Below are 13,475 nucleotides of genomic sequence, written 5' to 3'. Positions count from 1 at the left end.
CGCCCTTACAAAAGTCTAAGCAAGCGCGGCGCCACAATCAAGCCACGATTGCTGCACAGTTGCGCCTCAAATCGTTAACGGAGCCCAGAAACCTTGCCATGAACCGTGGTCAGGCCGCGCCGGCGATGGCGCAGCGTGCGTCGAGCAGGTCCTCGCCATGGCCGCCGGCGCCGGGGTCGGCGCGGTCGGCCAGAAGGATAAAGCCGGGACTGGCGGGCGCGAAGGTCGCCCCGATGGCGACCAGCGTTTCCTGCGCCATATCGTTTTTCGCGCCCTCGACCCCCTCCGCCAGCAGCCGGAAGGGCGCCGCATCCGACAGATCGACCGAATCGAGCCGGCGCGCCCAATAGCGGCGCCCTTTGAGCAAGAAGGGCAGGACATGCCAGTCGGCGCTCAGGCGCCCGTTGTAGGCGCCAAGCGCGTCGCGAACGTCGGGCGCGACGCAATCGATGTGAATGTGCAACTGGTCCTGGCTACGCCGGCTCGCCGCGTTGATGGCCATCCCGATAGCGTCGCGCGGCAATTCATGGGGGAGACGCGCGTTAAGATAGGAGCGGGCCGCCCAGGCGGCGCGCCAGTAATTGGGCAAAGAAGCGTCTAGAATGTCTGGGCTTTCGACGCCTGCGATGCGCCGGGTCGGAATCGCCAGATGCTGAGCGATTCCGTTGATGTCCTTGAGAATCGCGACGCCATTGTCCTCGCCGCCGGAAATATCGACCAAGGCGCAGGGCGCCGGCGCGCCATTGGCCCTCTGGTCGACGACGCATTTTTCATGGACGATGCGCCACAGAACCAAGCGATCGGCCGCGCGCACCGCCAGTGTCGCCGTCGCGATGATAAGGCCCGCAACCGCTATGGCCGCCCATAGCGCAGCCCGCGAAGTTGCGATCGGTCGAAGGCGCGCGCTCATCGGCCCGTCCGTCAGATATGGATCGCCCGCTTGGCGACCGCCATCGCCGCCTCCTTGATCACCTCAGACATCGTGGGATGCGCGTGGGTGCAACGGGCCAGATCTTCCGCGGAGCCGCCGAACTCCATCAGCACCACCGCTTCATGGATCATCTCTCCCGCGCCAAACCCTAAGATATGGACGCCAAGGACCCGGTCGGTCGCGGCGTCGGCGAGTACTTTGACGAAGCCTTCGGTGTGGCGCATCGCGCGGGCGCGGCCATTGGCGGTGAAGGGAAATTTCCCAACGTTATAGGCGATCCCGGCCGCCTTGAGCTCTTCCTCGGTCTTGCCGACGACGGCGACTTCCGGCGACGTATAAACGACGGCCGGAATCGCCTCATAGTTCACATGGCCAGCCTGACCGGCGAGAATTTCGGCGACCGCCACGCCCTCGTCCTCGCCCTTATGGGCAAGCATCGGACCGCGCACGACATCGCCGATCGCATAAATGCCCGGCACATTGGTCTGAAAATGATTATCGATCACGACTTGGCCTCGCTCCAGCGCGACGCCGACGCCCTCGAGACCAAGCCCCTCGGTGTACGGCCGCCGGCCGATCGCCACCAACACGATATCGGCCTCCAGCGTTTGCGCCTCGCCGCCCTTGGCAGGCTCAATGATTGCTTTGGCGCCAGTCGCCGTCTTCGCAACGCTCGCGACCTTATGGCCGAGGTGAAACTTGAATCCCTGCTTTTCCAGCAGGCGCTGAAATTGCTTGGCGACCTCGCCGTCCATGCCCGGCAAGATACGATCGAGATATTCGACGACGGTGACGTCGGCGCCGAGACGCGCCCAGACCGACCCGAGTTCGAGGCCGATGACGCCCGCGCCAACGACGAGCATTTTGGCCGGCGTCTTCGACAAGCTCAACGCGCCGGTCGATGACACGATTATTTTTTCATCGATCTCGACGCCGGGCAACCGGGCCACATCCGAGCCCGTGGCGATGACGATCGCCTTGGTCTCCAGCATCGTCGTCTTGCTGTCGGCGCCTTTGACTTCGACGCTGCCCGCGGCAACGATTCGGCCCACGCCGATGAACGCCTCGATCTTGTTTTTCTTAAACAGAAAAGCGACACCGTTGACGTTCGCGGTCACCGTATCGCTCTTGTGCTTCATCATCGCGGGTAGATCGAGCTTGGGTGCGCCGACGACCACACCGAGCGCCGCCATGCCATGCGCGGCTTCCTCGAACATTTCCGACGCGTAGAGCAAAGCCTTCGATGGGATGCAGCCGATATTGAGGCAGGTTCCGCCAAAGGTTTTTTGCTTCTCGACGACGGCGACCTTCAGCCCAAGCTGAGCGGCGCGGATGGCGCAGACATAACCGCCAGGTCCCGAGCCGATGACGACAAGATCGTAAGCCATAGGTGCTTTCTGCTGTTCAAAGGGCGAGAGGGAGGGTTGAGCGTTGCGTTCGATCTTGGCTGACTTGGATAAGGTCAAACGCCGTAGTGCGCCCACCCGCCGGTTTTATGAAAATGCGAGCCGCGCGACCATCATGAGAAGACCGATAATCGAGACGGTCCAGCACAAAGTGCGCACGACTGGAATGCCGACAAGGTAGAGCGGGAGGTAGACGATGCGTGCGGCGATCCAAACGACCGCGCCCCAGCCGCCGGTATGTCCGGTGACAATCAGCGCCAGATCCATGGCGACGAAAGCGCCATAATTTTCGACAAAATTGGCAAGGGCGCGTGTCGCCCGGCCGATCGCGACGCCAGTGGGCGCAGGCGGATTGTCGCGCGGGCTGAAGAGAAACGGCTGGCCGAACTCACCCTGTGCGAGGACGGCCTGACAAACGACATGCGCGATGAAAAGCAGAACGCTGAGTTCCAGGCAGATCAGTTCAATCGAAGACATGACGTTCCCCCTCCTTGTCGGACGCCATTGCGACGGCGCTCTATAAGTCTAACACGAGCCGAGCGGGGTCTTCGAGCGCTTCCTTGACGCGAACCAGGAAGGTCACAGCCTCCTTGCCGTCAACGACCCGGTGATCGTAAGACAGCGCGAGATACATCATCGGCCGCGCCTCGATCTTGCCATTGACGACCATGGGCCGCTCTTGAATTTTATGCATGCCTAGGATGCCCGACTGCGGCGCGTTCAGGATCGGCGTCGACATCAACGAGCCATAGATGCCGCCATTGGTGATCGTGAAAGTGCCGCCTTGCAATTCGTCGATCTTGAGCTGGCCGTCGCGTGCGCGCTTGCCGAAGTCGGCAATCGCCTTTTCGATTCCCGCTATGCCGAGGCGGTCGGCGTCGCGAACGACCGGCACGACGAGTCCTTTGTCCGTGCCAACTGCAATGCCGAGGTGATAATAATTCTTGAACACAAGATCGGCGCCGTCGATCTCCGCATTGACGGCGGGGACGTCCTTGAGCGCCTGGACGCAGGCCTTCACGAAGAAGCCCATGAAGCCGAGCTTGGCGCCGTGCTTCTTCTCGAAGACCTCTTTGTATTTTGCGCGCAAGGCCATCACTTCGCTCATGTCGACCTCGTTGAAGGTCGTCAACATGGCGGCGTTGTTCTGCGCCTCCTTGAGGCGACGAGCGATGGTCTGTCGCAATTTGGTCAAGCGCACGCGCTCTTCGCGCGCGGCGTCGTCGGGAATCGACGCACGCGCCGCGATAGGTGCGGGAGCCGCTGGCGCCGCTATGGGGACGGCCGGCGCGGAACTGGCGAGCGCGGCGAGCACATCGCCTTTGAGGACTTGCCCGCGTTTACCGCTGCCGGCGACCGCGCTAAGATCGACGCCTTGTTCGGCGGCGATTTTGGCGGCGGAGGGCGCGGGCGGCATCGCCGTCGCGACAGGCGCTGGCGCTTTGGGCGCGACGCCGTTCACATCCTTGGGCGCAACGCCATTGACGTCCTTGGGCGCAGCCGCAGCGGGCTTCGGCGCCGGGGCGGCGCCCGACGCTCCGACCATACCAAGCAAAGCGCCGACTGCGACCGTCTCGCCGGTCGGCACGGCAATTTCGGAGAGGACGCCCGATGCCGGCGCATTGACCTCCAGCGTCACCTTATCCGTCTCGAGTTCGACGAGCGGTTCATCGGCCTTGATCGCATCGCCGGCCTTTTTGAACCATTTGCCGACGGTCGCCTCGGTGATCGATTCGCCAAGGGTCGGAACGCGGATTTCAGTCGCCATTTCATCACTTTAGCCGCCAAGCGGCTCCTGTTGGAAGGTTAGATCGCCGACAAGGCAGTTCGTTCCTGGAAAATCCTCACTCAGCGAAACATTCGTCGAGGAAGGCCTTCAGCTGCGCCAGATGCTTGGACATGAGGCCGGTCGCTGTCGCGGCGGAAGCGGGACGTCCAGCATAGCGCGCGCGTTTCGATTTGCCGCCGACCTGTCCCAACACCCATTCGAGATAGGGCTCGACGAAACTCCACGAGCCCATGTTCTTGGGCTCTTCCTGGCACCAGACAATCTCGGCCTTTTTGAAGCGCGACAATTCCTTGACCAGGGCTTTCAATGGGAAGGGATAGATTTGCTCGACGCGCAGAAGATAGACATCGTCGACGCCGCGCTTCTCGCGATCCTCATAGAGGTCGTAATAAACCTTACCGGAGCACAGCACGACGCGCCGGATTTTCTCGTCTTTGGCGAGCTTGATCTTCTCGCCCTTATGCGATTCCGCGCCATCCCAAAGCAGACGATGGAACGACGTGCCGGCGGCGATTTCGCTCGTCATCGACACCGCGCGTTTATGGCGCAGCAGCGATTTGGGCGTCATCACAATCAGCGGTTTGCGGATTTCGCGCTTCAACTGCCGGCGCAGCACATGAAAATAATTGGCGGGCGTCGTACAATTGACCACCTGCATATTGTCCTCGGCGCACATTTGCAGAAAGCGCTCAAGTCTAGCCGAGGAATGCTCGGGGCCCTGCCCTTCATAACCATGCGGCAGCAGACAGACGAGGCCGGACATGCGCAACCATTTGCGCTCGCCCGACGAGATGAACTGATCGAAGACGACTTGCGCGCCATTGGCGAAGTCGCCGAACTGCGCTTCCCACAGAGTCAAAGCCTTCGGCTCGGCCAGCGAATATCCATATTCGAAGCCGAGCACGGCTTCTTCCGAAAGCATCGAATTGATGACTTCGAAGCGGCCCTGACCGTCGCGAATATGATTGAGCGGGATGTAGCGCGCTTCCGTCTGCTGATCGATCAGGACGGAATGGCGCTGCGAGAATGTGCCACGCTCGCTGTCCTGGCCCGACAGGCGGACGGGATAGCCCTCGTCAAGCAGACAGCCGAAGGCGAGCGCCTCGCCCGTCGCCCAATCGAGGCCCTCGCCCGTCTCGATCGCTTGACGGCGATTGTCGAGAAAGCGCTGGATCGTCTTGTGGACGCTGAAGCCCGCCGGCGTCGTCGTGATGCGCACCGCGATCTGCTTGATCTTCTCGATGTCGACGCCGGTAAGACCGCGCCGGTCGTCGTCGATCATGTCCTGCGCCGCCTTGAGGCCGGCCCAGCGCCCGTCGAGCCAATCGGCCTTATTGGCCTTGTAGCCCTGACCGGCTTCAAGTTCCGCCTCCAGCCGATGGCGCCAATCGCCGCGCAATTTGTCGACTTCGCCTTCGGTGACGAGCCCTTCGCCAATCAGCTTTTTCGCGTATATCTCGAGAGTCGTCGGATGTGAGCGGATGATCCGATACATCAGTGGTTGCGTGAAGCCCGGCTCGTCGCCTTCATTATGGCCAAAGCGCCGATAGCAGAACATGTCGATGACGACAGGCTTATGGAATTTCTGCCGGTATTCGATCGCGATTTTGGCGCAATGGACGACCGCTTCGGGATCGTCGCCGTTGACGTGGAAAATCGGCGCCTCGACGAGTTTGGCGACATCGGAAGGATAGGGCGAGGATCTAGAATAGCGGGGATAGGTGGTGAAGCCGATCTGATTGTTGACAATGAAATGGACCGAGCCGCCGGTACGGTGGCCGCGCAGGCCCGAGAGGCCAAAACATTCGGCGACGACGCCCTGACCCGCGAAAGCCGCGTCGCCATGGATCAGCAAGGGCAGGACTTTCACGCGCTCGATGTAATCGTTGAGTTGGTCCTGCTTGGCGCGCACTTTGCCGAGCACGACGGGATCGACGATTTCGAGATGCGACGGATTGGCCGTCAGCGACAAATGCACCTTGTTGCCGTCGAACTCGCGATCCGACGAGGCGCCCAGATGATATTTGACGTCGCCTGAGCCGTCGACTTCGTCGGGGGAAGCCGATCCGCCCTTGAATTCGTGGAAGATTACGCGGTGAGGCTTGCCCATCACCTGGCTGAGCACATTGAGACGCCCGCGATGGGCCATGCCAAAAGCGATTTCCTTGAGGCCCAGCGCACCGCCGCGCTTGATGATCTGCTCGAGCGCGGGAATCATCGCCTCGGCGCCGTCGAGGCCGAAACGCTTGGCGCCGGTATATTTTATGTCAAAGAATTTCTCGAAACCTTCCGCTTCGACGAGCTTGTTAAGGATGGCGCGCTTGCCTTCCCTGGTGAAGGTAATCTCCTTGTCCGGCCCCTCGATGCGCTCCTGCATCCAGGCCTTCTCGGCGGGATCGGAAATGTGCATGAACTCATAGCCAATCGTCCCGCAATAAGTGCGGCGCAGAATGGCAAGCATTTCCGGGATCGTCGCGTATTCGAGCCCCAGCACATTGTCGATGAAAATCTTGCGGCCATAGTCGGCTTCGGCAAAGCCATAGTTCGAAGGATGCAACTCCTCGTGATCCTTTTGCGCCTCAAGGCCGAGCGGATCGAGGTTGGCGTGCAAATGACCGCGCATGCGGAAGGCGCGGATCATCATCAGCGCGCGCACGCTCTCGCGCGTGGCGCGCTGCAGGTCGGCCTCAGACAGAGCGTCTTCGCCGGCCGTCGACGGCGCTTTGGCGCGCAACTTCTCGCCAATAATCTTTTCGGCCGCCGGCCAGTCGCCGTCGAGCGCGGAAATGAGATCGCCCTTGGGCGTCAGCGGCCAGTTGGCCTTTTTCCATGACGCGCCTTGCGCTGTCTTTTCGACGCTGGCGGGATCGTCGCCAAGGGCCGCGAAAAAGTCGCGCCAGTCTGGCTCGACCGAGGCCGGATCCTTTTCGTATTTGGCCTGGAGTTCCTCGATATAGGCCGAATTAGCGCCATAGAGGAACGAGGTTTGCAACAACGCCTGATTGAAATCTTGCCTGGTCATCGCAGAATTATCCGATCCTTCGTCGCGGCCTTGTCGGCCGCCCGATCATTTGCCGTTCAACAAATCGACGAGCGTTTTGCCCAACCGCGCCGGCGAGGGGGAAACGCGAATGCCGGCGCTTTCCATCGCCGCGATCTTATCTTCGGCGCCGCCCTTACCGCCCGAAATTATGGCGCCGGCATGACCCATCCGGCGTCCCGGAGGGGCCGTGCGCCCGGCGATGAAGCCGACGATTGGTTTGGCGCGGCCGCGTTTTGCCTCATCCTTCAGGAATTGCGCGGCGTCTTCTTCCGCCTGGCCGCCGATTTCGCCGATCATGACAATCGACTTTGTCTCGGGATCGGCGAGAAACAGCGCCAGCGCATCGATGAATTCCATACCCTTGACGGGATCGCCCCCGATGCCTACCGCCGTCGTCTGCCCGAGGCCTTCCTGAGTCGTCTGAAACACTGCTTCATAGGTAAGCGTGCCCGAGCGCGAGACAATGCCGACATTGCCGCGCTTGAAAATATTACCGGGCATGATGCCGATCTTGCATTCGCCCGCCGTCATGACGCCGGGACAATTGGGGCCAACGAGGATCGATTTCGATCCCTGCAGGGCGCGCTTGACCTTCACCATGTCAAGGACCGGAATACCCTCGGTGATGCAAACGATTAGCGGGATTTCGGCCGATATCGCCTCGCAGATTGCGTCCGCCGCGCCGGGCGGGGGCACATAAATAACAGAAGCGTCGGCGCCCGTTTTCTCCCGCGCTTCGGCGACGGTGTCGAAAACCGGCAGGCCAAGATGCGTCGAGCCGCCTTTGCCTGGCGACGTGCCGCCGACGACTTTCGTGCCATAGGCAAGCGCCTGTTCGGAATGGAACGTGCCATTCTTGCCGGTGAAGCCTTGCGTAAGGACGCGAGTGTTCTTGTCGATCAAAACGGACATCAGGCCGCTCCCTTACGAGCGGCCTGAACCGCTTTCACAATCTTCTGCGCAGCGTCGTCGAGATCATCAGCCGAGATGACGTTCAGTCCGGATTCGCGGATGATCTTCTTGCCGAGCTCGACATTGGTGCCCTCCAGCCGCACGACCAACGGGACTTGCAGGCCGACTTCCTTGACCGCCGCGATCACGCCTTCGGCGATCACGTCGCATTTCATGATGCCGCCGAAAATATTGATCAGAATGCCCTTCACATGCGGATCGGCGGTGATGATCTTGAACGCCGCCGTCACACGATCCTTGGAGGCGCCGCCGCCGACGTCGAGAAAGTTCGCGGGGCTTTCGCCGTAGAGCTTGATGATGTCCATCGTCGCCATGGCGAGGCCGGCGCCATTAACCATGCAGCCGATCGAACCGTCGAGCGTGATGTAATTGAGTTCGTGCTTGGACGCCTCGATCTCCTTGGCGTCCTCCTCGCTTTCATCGCGCAGCGCGACGATGTCGGGATGACGGTAGAGCGAATTGTCGTCGAACGAGACCTTGGCGTCGAGCACCTTGAGCTGGCCCTGCGCCGTGACGATCAGCGGATTGATTTCCAACATCGCCATGTCCTTGGCGATGAAGGCGCCATAGAGCTGCGCGATCAGCTTTTCCGTCTGTTTGGCGAGATCACCGGTCAGGCCCAGAGCCCGCGCCGCCGCACGCCCGTGATGGGGCATCGCGCCGGTCGCCGGATCGATCGAGAAGGAATGTATCTTCTCCGGCGTGTGATGCGCGACGTCCTCGATATTGACGCCGCCTTCGGTAGACAGCACGAAGGCGACGCGCGCCGTGACCCGGTCGACCAAGGCTGAGAGATAGAACTCCTTATCGATCGCGGCGCCTTCTTCGATATAGAGGCGATTGACCTGTTTGCCCGCCGGACCGGTTTGCACCGTCACCAGCGTCGCGCCGAGCATTTCCTTGGCGAAGCTCTTGACCTCGTCGATCGAACGAGCGAGGCGCACGCCGCCTTTTTCGCCCGCCGAGGCTTCCTTAAAGCGACCCTTGCCGCGCCCGCCCGCATGAATCTGGCTCTTGACCACCCAGAGCGAGCCGCCAAGCTCATTGGCGGCGGCGACCGCCTCGTCAGGGGTGAAGGCTGGCTTACCCTTGGAGAGCGGCGCGCCAAACTCGCGCAAGACCGCTTTGGCCTGATATTCATGGATGTTCATGAGAAGCGCTCGGGTGGGAAGGATTTACGTCGCCGGCTTTGCCTTGGGCTGCCGGCGTTTAGACGGCAAAAGCCGGGTTGATCGTTTTGCAGGCGTCGACCAGCGTCTTCACCGAGGCGACCGATTTGGCGAACATCGCCTTTTCCGCATCGTCGAGAGCGATTTCGACAATGCGCTCGACGCCGCCGGCGCCGATCACGACGGGAACGCCAACATACATATCTTTGACGCCGTATTGGCCGGACAATTGCGCCGCGCAGGGCAGGACGCGGCGCTGATCCTTGAGATAGGACTCGGCCATAGCGATGGCGGAGGCGGCGGGCGCATAGAAGGCCGAGCCGGTCTTAAGCAGATTGACGATTTCGCCGCCGCCTTTGCGGGTGCGCTCGACCATCGCGTCAAGCCGCTCCTGCGTGGTCCAGCCCATTTTGATGAGATCGGGCAGCGGAATGCCGGCCACTGTCGAATAGCGGACGGATGGCACCATGTCGTCGCCATGGCCGCCGAGCACGAAAGCGGTGACATCCTCAACCGAAACTTTGAATTCGTCGGCGAGGAAATGGCGGAAGCGCGAGGAATCGAGCACGCCGGCCATGCCGACAACCTTCTTGGCGGGCAGGCCGGACGCCTTCTGCAGCGCCCAGACCATGGCGTCGAGCGGATTGGTGATGCAGATGACGAAAGCGTCGGGCGCATGGGCCTTAAGGCCGGCGCCAACCGAATCCATAACCTTGAGATTGATGCCGAGCAGATCGTCGCGGCTCATGCCGGGCTTGCGCGGCACGCCGGCGGTGACAATGACGACATCGGCGCCCGCGATATCGGCATAGGAACTGGCGCCCGAAATCTTCGCGTTGAAGCCGTCGACCGGCGCGGATTCGGCAAGGTCGAGCGCCTTGCCTTGAGGAACGCCATCGACGATATCGAACAGAACGATGTCGCCCAATTCCTTCAGCGCCGCCAAATGGGCCAGCGTGCCGCCGATCTGTCCCGCCCCGATCAAAGCAATCTTCTTACGCGCCATGAGCCTCAAAATCCTTGTTTTGGGGCGGCCATCCCGCCCACGGAATTCGCCAGGTTCTGTTCCAGCTTTCACTTCAACAATGCGACGAGTTCAAGTCGGACTTTCGATCAAGAAGCCGGCGCTTTCGCCCTGGAGCTTGCTTCGTCATTCGAGAGTTCAACCTAATATCAGCCGGTTAGATCATCAATGCGCAAATCATACACTCCCCAGCAGCACATAAAATTGATCTTTATAGTGACATATTTTGTCATTTGTAATGGCTATGCGGAACGTCGATAGGCCGGCTTTTTGTCGAACCCGGGCGGCTAAATGCCGTCAGGGGTAGGCTTTGGGCGTTTATGCCACGATGTTTTTTTGCCTCCCGGAGACCGCCGACGTCTTAGCCAATCCGCGTCACCCGCCGCAGCGTCAGATTGATTCTCCCGCCTGGCGTCAGAAGCGTCGATGTGCCTGGCATGATCCGATCGACGCCGTGAAAAGCAAGGCGCGCGGGGCCGGCCAACGTCAGCGCGTCGCCTGATTGCAGACGGAACGAGCGCGTCGGCGCGGCGCGCTGGATTCCGCCAACCCGAAAGAGGCAGGAATCGCCGAGCGACAACGAGAGCACAGGCGCGGACAGATCCTGCTCGTCGCGATCTTGATGTAGCCCCATGCGCGCGCCCTGGTCGTAGAAATTGACAAGACACGCCTCCGGCCGCGGTGCGTCAGCCGCCAATTCCGCCCAGGCCTGCACGACGATCTCCGGCATATCGGGCCAAGGCGCGCCGGTGTCGGGATGATGGGGCTGATAGCGATAGCCGGCGACGTCGGAAACCCAACCCAGCGGTCCACAATTGGTCATGCGCACCGAAAACGCCTTGCCGGTGCGTGGCGTGCGCGGCTGAAACAAAGGGGCGGCGCGCACGATTTCCCGCAACGCGTCGCGCAAGGCCTCCTGAGCGGCCCGATCGAGATAACCGGGATAATGAGCGATGCCCGGAACAATCTCGATGGAAGCGGGCACGGCTTCCTTCACGCCCCGAGCACGACTTTCGATTCCACCGTCGAATCGGCTTTCAGCCGATAGACCAGCGGCACGCCGGTATCGAGCTCCATCGAGGGAATCGTCTTCGGCGTCAACCGGTCGAGCACCATCACCAACGCGCGCAGGCTGTTGCCATGAGCGGCGACGAGAACGCGTCGGCCATCCAGCACGGGCGGCAGGATGTGCTGGCAATAATAGGGCAGCACGCGCGCGACCGTGTCCTTGAGGCTCTCGCCCGCTGGCGGCGCGACGTCATAGCTACGCCGCCAGATGTGCACCTGTTCCTCCCCCCAGCGTTTGCGCGCATCGTCCTTGTTGAGGCCGGACAGATCGCCGTAATCGCGCTCGTTCAGAGCCTGATCGGCGGTGGTCGCAAGATTCGGCTGACCAAGCTCGCCGAGCACGAGTTTCAGCGTATTTTGCGCGCGGATGAGCGCCGAAGTGAAGGCGAGATCGAACGAGAGTCCTTGCGCTTTCAGCCTTTGCCCCGCCGCTGTCGCCTCCTCGACGCCCTTGGGAGAAAGATCGGGATCCTTCCATCCTGTGAACAGGTTCTTGAGGTTCCAGTCGCTCTGGCCGTGGCGCACGAGAACGAGGAGGCGGTCTGCGGTCGGCATGGGATCATCCGGTTGAGGCGTGAGGCAAGCGGGTAAAAAGCACGAACCGTGGGCGGCGCCAAGCAGCGCTGTTCAAAACGATCCGACCGTCAGGCCTCGTCCTTCTTGTCGCCAAAACCTACCGCGTCGACGGCGAGATGGACCTTGTTCTGGAAGCTCGCATCCTGCCCCTGGGCGAGCAATGGCGCGAAACGCGCCACGGAATCGCAAACAGCGCCGACCCAGGCCATCTCGGCCTTGCCGAAATCGCTCAGGACGAATTGATAGACGAGCGCCTTGTCGCCGGGATGGCCGATGCCGAGACGAACGCGTTTGTAATCATTGCCGATATGGGCGCTGATCGAGCGCAAGCCATTGTGGCCGGCATTGCCGCCGCCGACCTTCACACGAACCTTGGCGGGCGCGAGATCGAGTTCGTCATGCAAGATGACGACCGCATCGAGGCCGATTTTGTGAAAGCGCATGGCTTCGCCGACGCTGCGGCCCGATTCATTCATGAAGGTCTGCGGCGCGAGCAGCGCAACGCGCTCCGAGCCGATCAACCCTTCGGCGACCGCGCCTTGAAAGCGTGCTCTGAACGGGCCGATGCGATGCTCGGCGGCGATCGCCTCGATCGCCATGAAGCCGATATTATGACGGTTACGGGCGTAGCGCGCGCCGGGATTGCCGAGGCCTGCGATAAGCAGCATGGGCGGCCTTTAGAGAAAAGGCCCGCCCGCTTGAGGGCGGACGGGCCTTGAAAGGAAGGGCGAGTTAAAGCCGCCCTTATTTCTTGGCGGCGGGCGCCTTGGCCGGCGCGGCCGCGGCTCCCTTAGCGGGCGCAGCAGCGGCGGCGCCCTTGGCAGGCGCAGCGCCAGCGGCAGGCGCGGCGGCTCCCGCTGCGGGCGCACCCGAGGTGACGGCGGCGACCGGCGCCGGCGTATCGTCCTGGTAAACGGTCGGCGGCACGATCGTGACGACCGTCAGGTCGGTCTTGGTGTTGACCGGCTTGCAACCCTCGGGGAGCTTGACCGTCGAAATATGCACCGAATCGTGAAAATCGAGACCAGCCAGACTGATCGTGACGGAATCGGGAATCGCATCCGCCGGCGCCCAAAGCTCAAGCGAATGCAGCACCAGATTGACGGCGCCGCCCTTCTTTATGCCGGGCGACTGATCCTGATTGATGACATGGACGGGCGTCTGGATACGCACGCGCGAACCGGCCTTGAGCCGCAGAAAATCGACATGCAGCGGCCTGTCGCTGACGACGTCAAGCTGATAGTCGCGCGGCAGAACACGCTCCTTGCGGCCCGCGAGGTCAAGTTCGAAAATCGTCGTCAGAAAATGGCCGGCATAGACTAGTTTGTTGAGGTCCTTATAGTCGACCGAGATCGGCTCGGGCGCCTCGCCGCCGCCATAGATTACACCGGGTACGCGGCCTTCGCGGCGAACAGAACGGGCGGCCCCCTTGCCGATCCCGTTGCGCGCCACGGCCGCGAGTTGCTTCGTCGCTGCCATGTCGAACATTCCTTTTTA

The 13,475-nt window shown here is 61.7% G+C and carries 12 protein-coding genes; all 12 read right to left on the bottom strand.

From position 1 onward, the window contains the following. Window positions 1-109: 109 nt before the first annotated feature. The 12 genes from GSQ90_RS13350 to GSQ90_RS13295 all read right to left on the bottom strand — a co-directional run bounded on the left by GSQ90_RS13350 (window position 110) and on the right by GSQ90_RS13295 (window position 13,457). Window positions 110-910: a CDP-diacylglycerol diphosphatase gene (locus GSQ90_RS13350; protein WP_158815325.1), complete on the bottom strand. Its 801-nt coding sequence runs from the start codon at window positions 908-910 to the stop codon at window positions 110-112. Window positions 911-921: 11 nt separating this feature from the next. After that, window positions 922-2,319 (bottom strand): dihydrolipoyl dehydrogenase, encoded by a 1,398-nt coding sequence (gene lpdA / locus GSQ90_RS13345; RefSeq protein WP_158815324.1) that lies wholly within the window; start codon window positions 2,317-2,319, stop codon window positions 922-924. Window positions 2,320-2,424: 105 nt separating this feature from the next. Then, window positions 2,425-2,814 carry an MAPEG family protein gene (locus tag GSQ90_RS13340; protein WP_158815323.1) on the bottom strand — a complete coding sequence of 130 codons (390 nt, stop codon included), beginning with the start codon at window positions 2,812-2,814 and terminating at the stop codon, window positions 2,425-2,427. A gap of 40 nt (window positions 2,815-2,854) precedes the next feature. After that, window positions 2,855-4,105 carry a 2-oxoglutarate dehydrogenase complex dihydrolipoyllysine-residue succinyltransferase gene (gene odhB, locus GSQ90_RS13335; RefSeq protein WP_158815322.1) on the bottom strand — a complete coding sequence of 417 codons (1,251 nt, stop codon included), beginning with the start codon at window positions 4,103-4,105 and terminating at the stop codon, window positions 2,855-2,857. Between the two features lie 76 nt (window positions 4,106-4,181). Beyond that, window positions 4,182-7,148, bottom strand: a complete 2,967-nt coding sequence (locus GSQ90_RS13330; RefSeq protein ID WP_158815321.1) for a 2-oxoglutarate dehydrogenase E1 component — start codon at window positions 7,146-7,148, stop codon at window positions 4,182-4,184. 45 nt (window positions 7,149-7,193) lie between these two features. Next, complete coding sequence (gene sucD / locus GSQ90_RS13325; protein WP_158815320.1) at window positions 7,194-8,081, bottom strand: succinate--CoA ligase subunit alpha; 888 nt, start codon at window positions 8,079-8,081, stop codon at window positions 7,194-7,196. After that, the gene (sucC, locus tag GSQ90_RS13320; protein WP_158815319.1) at window positions 8,081-9,292 is read right to left on the bottom strand and encodes an ADP-forming succinate--CoA ligase subunit beta; all 1,212 of its coding nucleotides are present in this window, start codon (window positions 9,290-9,292) and stop codon (window positions 8,081-8,083) included. Before sucC ends, sucD begins: the two co-directional genes overlap by 1 nt. A gap of 58 nt (window positions 9,293-9,350) precedes the next feature. Beyond that, on the bottom strand, window positions 9,351-10,316 hold the full coding sequence (gene mdh / locus GSQ90_RS13315) for a malate dehydrogenase (protein WP_158815318.1): 966 nt from the start codon (window positions 10,314-10,316) through the stop codon (window positions 9,351-9,353). A gap of 379 nt (window positions 10,317-10,695) precedes the next feature. Further along, window positions 10,696-11,319 (bottom strand): alpha-ketoglutarate-dependent dioxygenase AlkB, encoded by a 624-nt coding sequence (locus tag GSQ90_RS13310; protein ID WP_158815317.1) that lies wholly within the window; start codon window positions 11,317-11,319, stop codon window positions 10,696-10,698. An 8-nt stretch (window positions 11,320-11,327) separates the two neighbouring features. After that, complete coding sequence (locus GSQ90_RS13305) at window positions 11,328-11,957, bottom strand: 2,3-bisphosphoglycerate-dependent phosphoglycerate mutase (protein ID WP_158815316.1); 630 nt, start codon at window positions 11,955-11,957, stop codon at window positions 11,328-11,330. 89 nt (window positions 11,958-12,046) lie between these two features. Continuing rightward, complete coding sequence (gene pth, locus GSQ90_RS13300; protein ID WP_158815315.1) at window positions 12,047-12,646, bottom strand: aminoacyl-tRNA hydrolase; 600 nt, start codon at window positions 12,644-12,646, stop codon at window positions 12,047-12,049. Between the two features lie 76 nt (window positions 12,647-12,722). Beyond that, the gene (locus tag GSQ90_RS13295) at window positions 12,723-13,457 is read right to left on the bottom strand and encodes a 50S ribosomal protein L25/general stress protein Ctc (protein WP_158815314.1); all 735 of its coding nucleotides are present in this window, start codon (window positions 13,455-13,457) and stop codon (window positions 12,723-12,725) included. Window positions 13,458-13,475 lie beyond the last annotated feature (18 nt).

Source organism: Methylocapsa sp. S129 (assembly GCF_009765995.1).
Classification (GTDB): domain Bacteria; phylum Pseudomonadota; class Alphaproteobacteria; order Rhizobiales; family Beijerinckiaceae; genus Roseiarcus.
The sequence above is the reverse complement of the archived record's forward strand: the minus strand, read 5'-3'. Positions and strand labels throughout refer to the sequence as shown.

What these genes read in the sequence shown, in the direction of transcription:
- GSQ90_RS13340 (WP_158815323.1), bottom strand. Translation starts at nt 2,814, where the DNA reads ATGTCTTCGATTGAACTGATCTGCCTGGAACTCAGCGTTCTGCTTTTC.
- GSQ90_RS13305 (WP_158815316.1), bottom strand. Translation starts at nt 11,957, where the DNA reads ATGCCGACCGCAGACCGCCTCCTCGTTCTCGTGCGCCACGGCCAGAGC.
- lpdA (WP_158815324.1), bottom strand. Translation starts at nt 2,319, where the DNA reads ATGGCTTACGATCTTGTCGTCATCGGCTCGGGACCTGGCGGTTATGTC.
- pth (WP_158815315.1), bottom strand. Translation starts at nt 12,646, where the DNA reads ATGCTGCTTATCGCAGGCCTCGGCAATCCCGGCGCGCGCTACGCCCGT.
- sucC (WP_158815319.1), bottom strand. Translation starts at nt 9,292, where the DNA reads ATGAACATCCATGAATATCAGGCCAAAGCGGTCTTGCGCGAGTTTGGC.
- GSQ90_RS13295 (WP_158815314.1), bottom strand. Translation starts at nt 13,457, where the DNA reads ATGGCAGCGACGAAGCAACTCGCGGCCGTGGCGCGCAACGGGATCGGC.
- odhB (WP_158815322.1), bottom strand. Translation starts at nt 4,105, where the DNA reads ATGGCGACTGAAATCCGCGTTCCGACCCTTGGCGAATCGATCACCGAG.
- GSQ90_RS13330 (WP_158815321.1), bottom strand. Translation starts at nt 7,148, where the DNA reads ATGACCAGGCAAGATTTCAATCAGGCGTTGTTGCAAACCTCGTTCCTC.
- sucD (WP_158815320.1), bottom strand. Translation starts at nt 8,081, where the DNA reads ATGTCCGTTTTGATCGACAAGAACACTCGCGTCCTTACGCAAGGCTTC.
- mdh (WP_158815318.1), bottom strand. Translation starts at nt 10,316, where the DNA reads ATGGCGCGTAAGAAGATTGCTTTGATCGGGGCGGGACAGATCGGCGGC.
- GSQ90_RS13350 (WP_158815325.1), bottom strand. Translation starts at nt 910, where the DNA reads ATGAGCGCGCGCCTTCGACCGATCGCAACTTCGCGGGCTGCGCTATGG.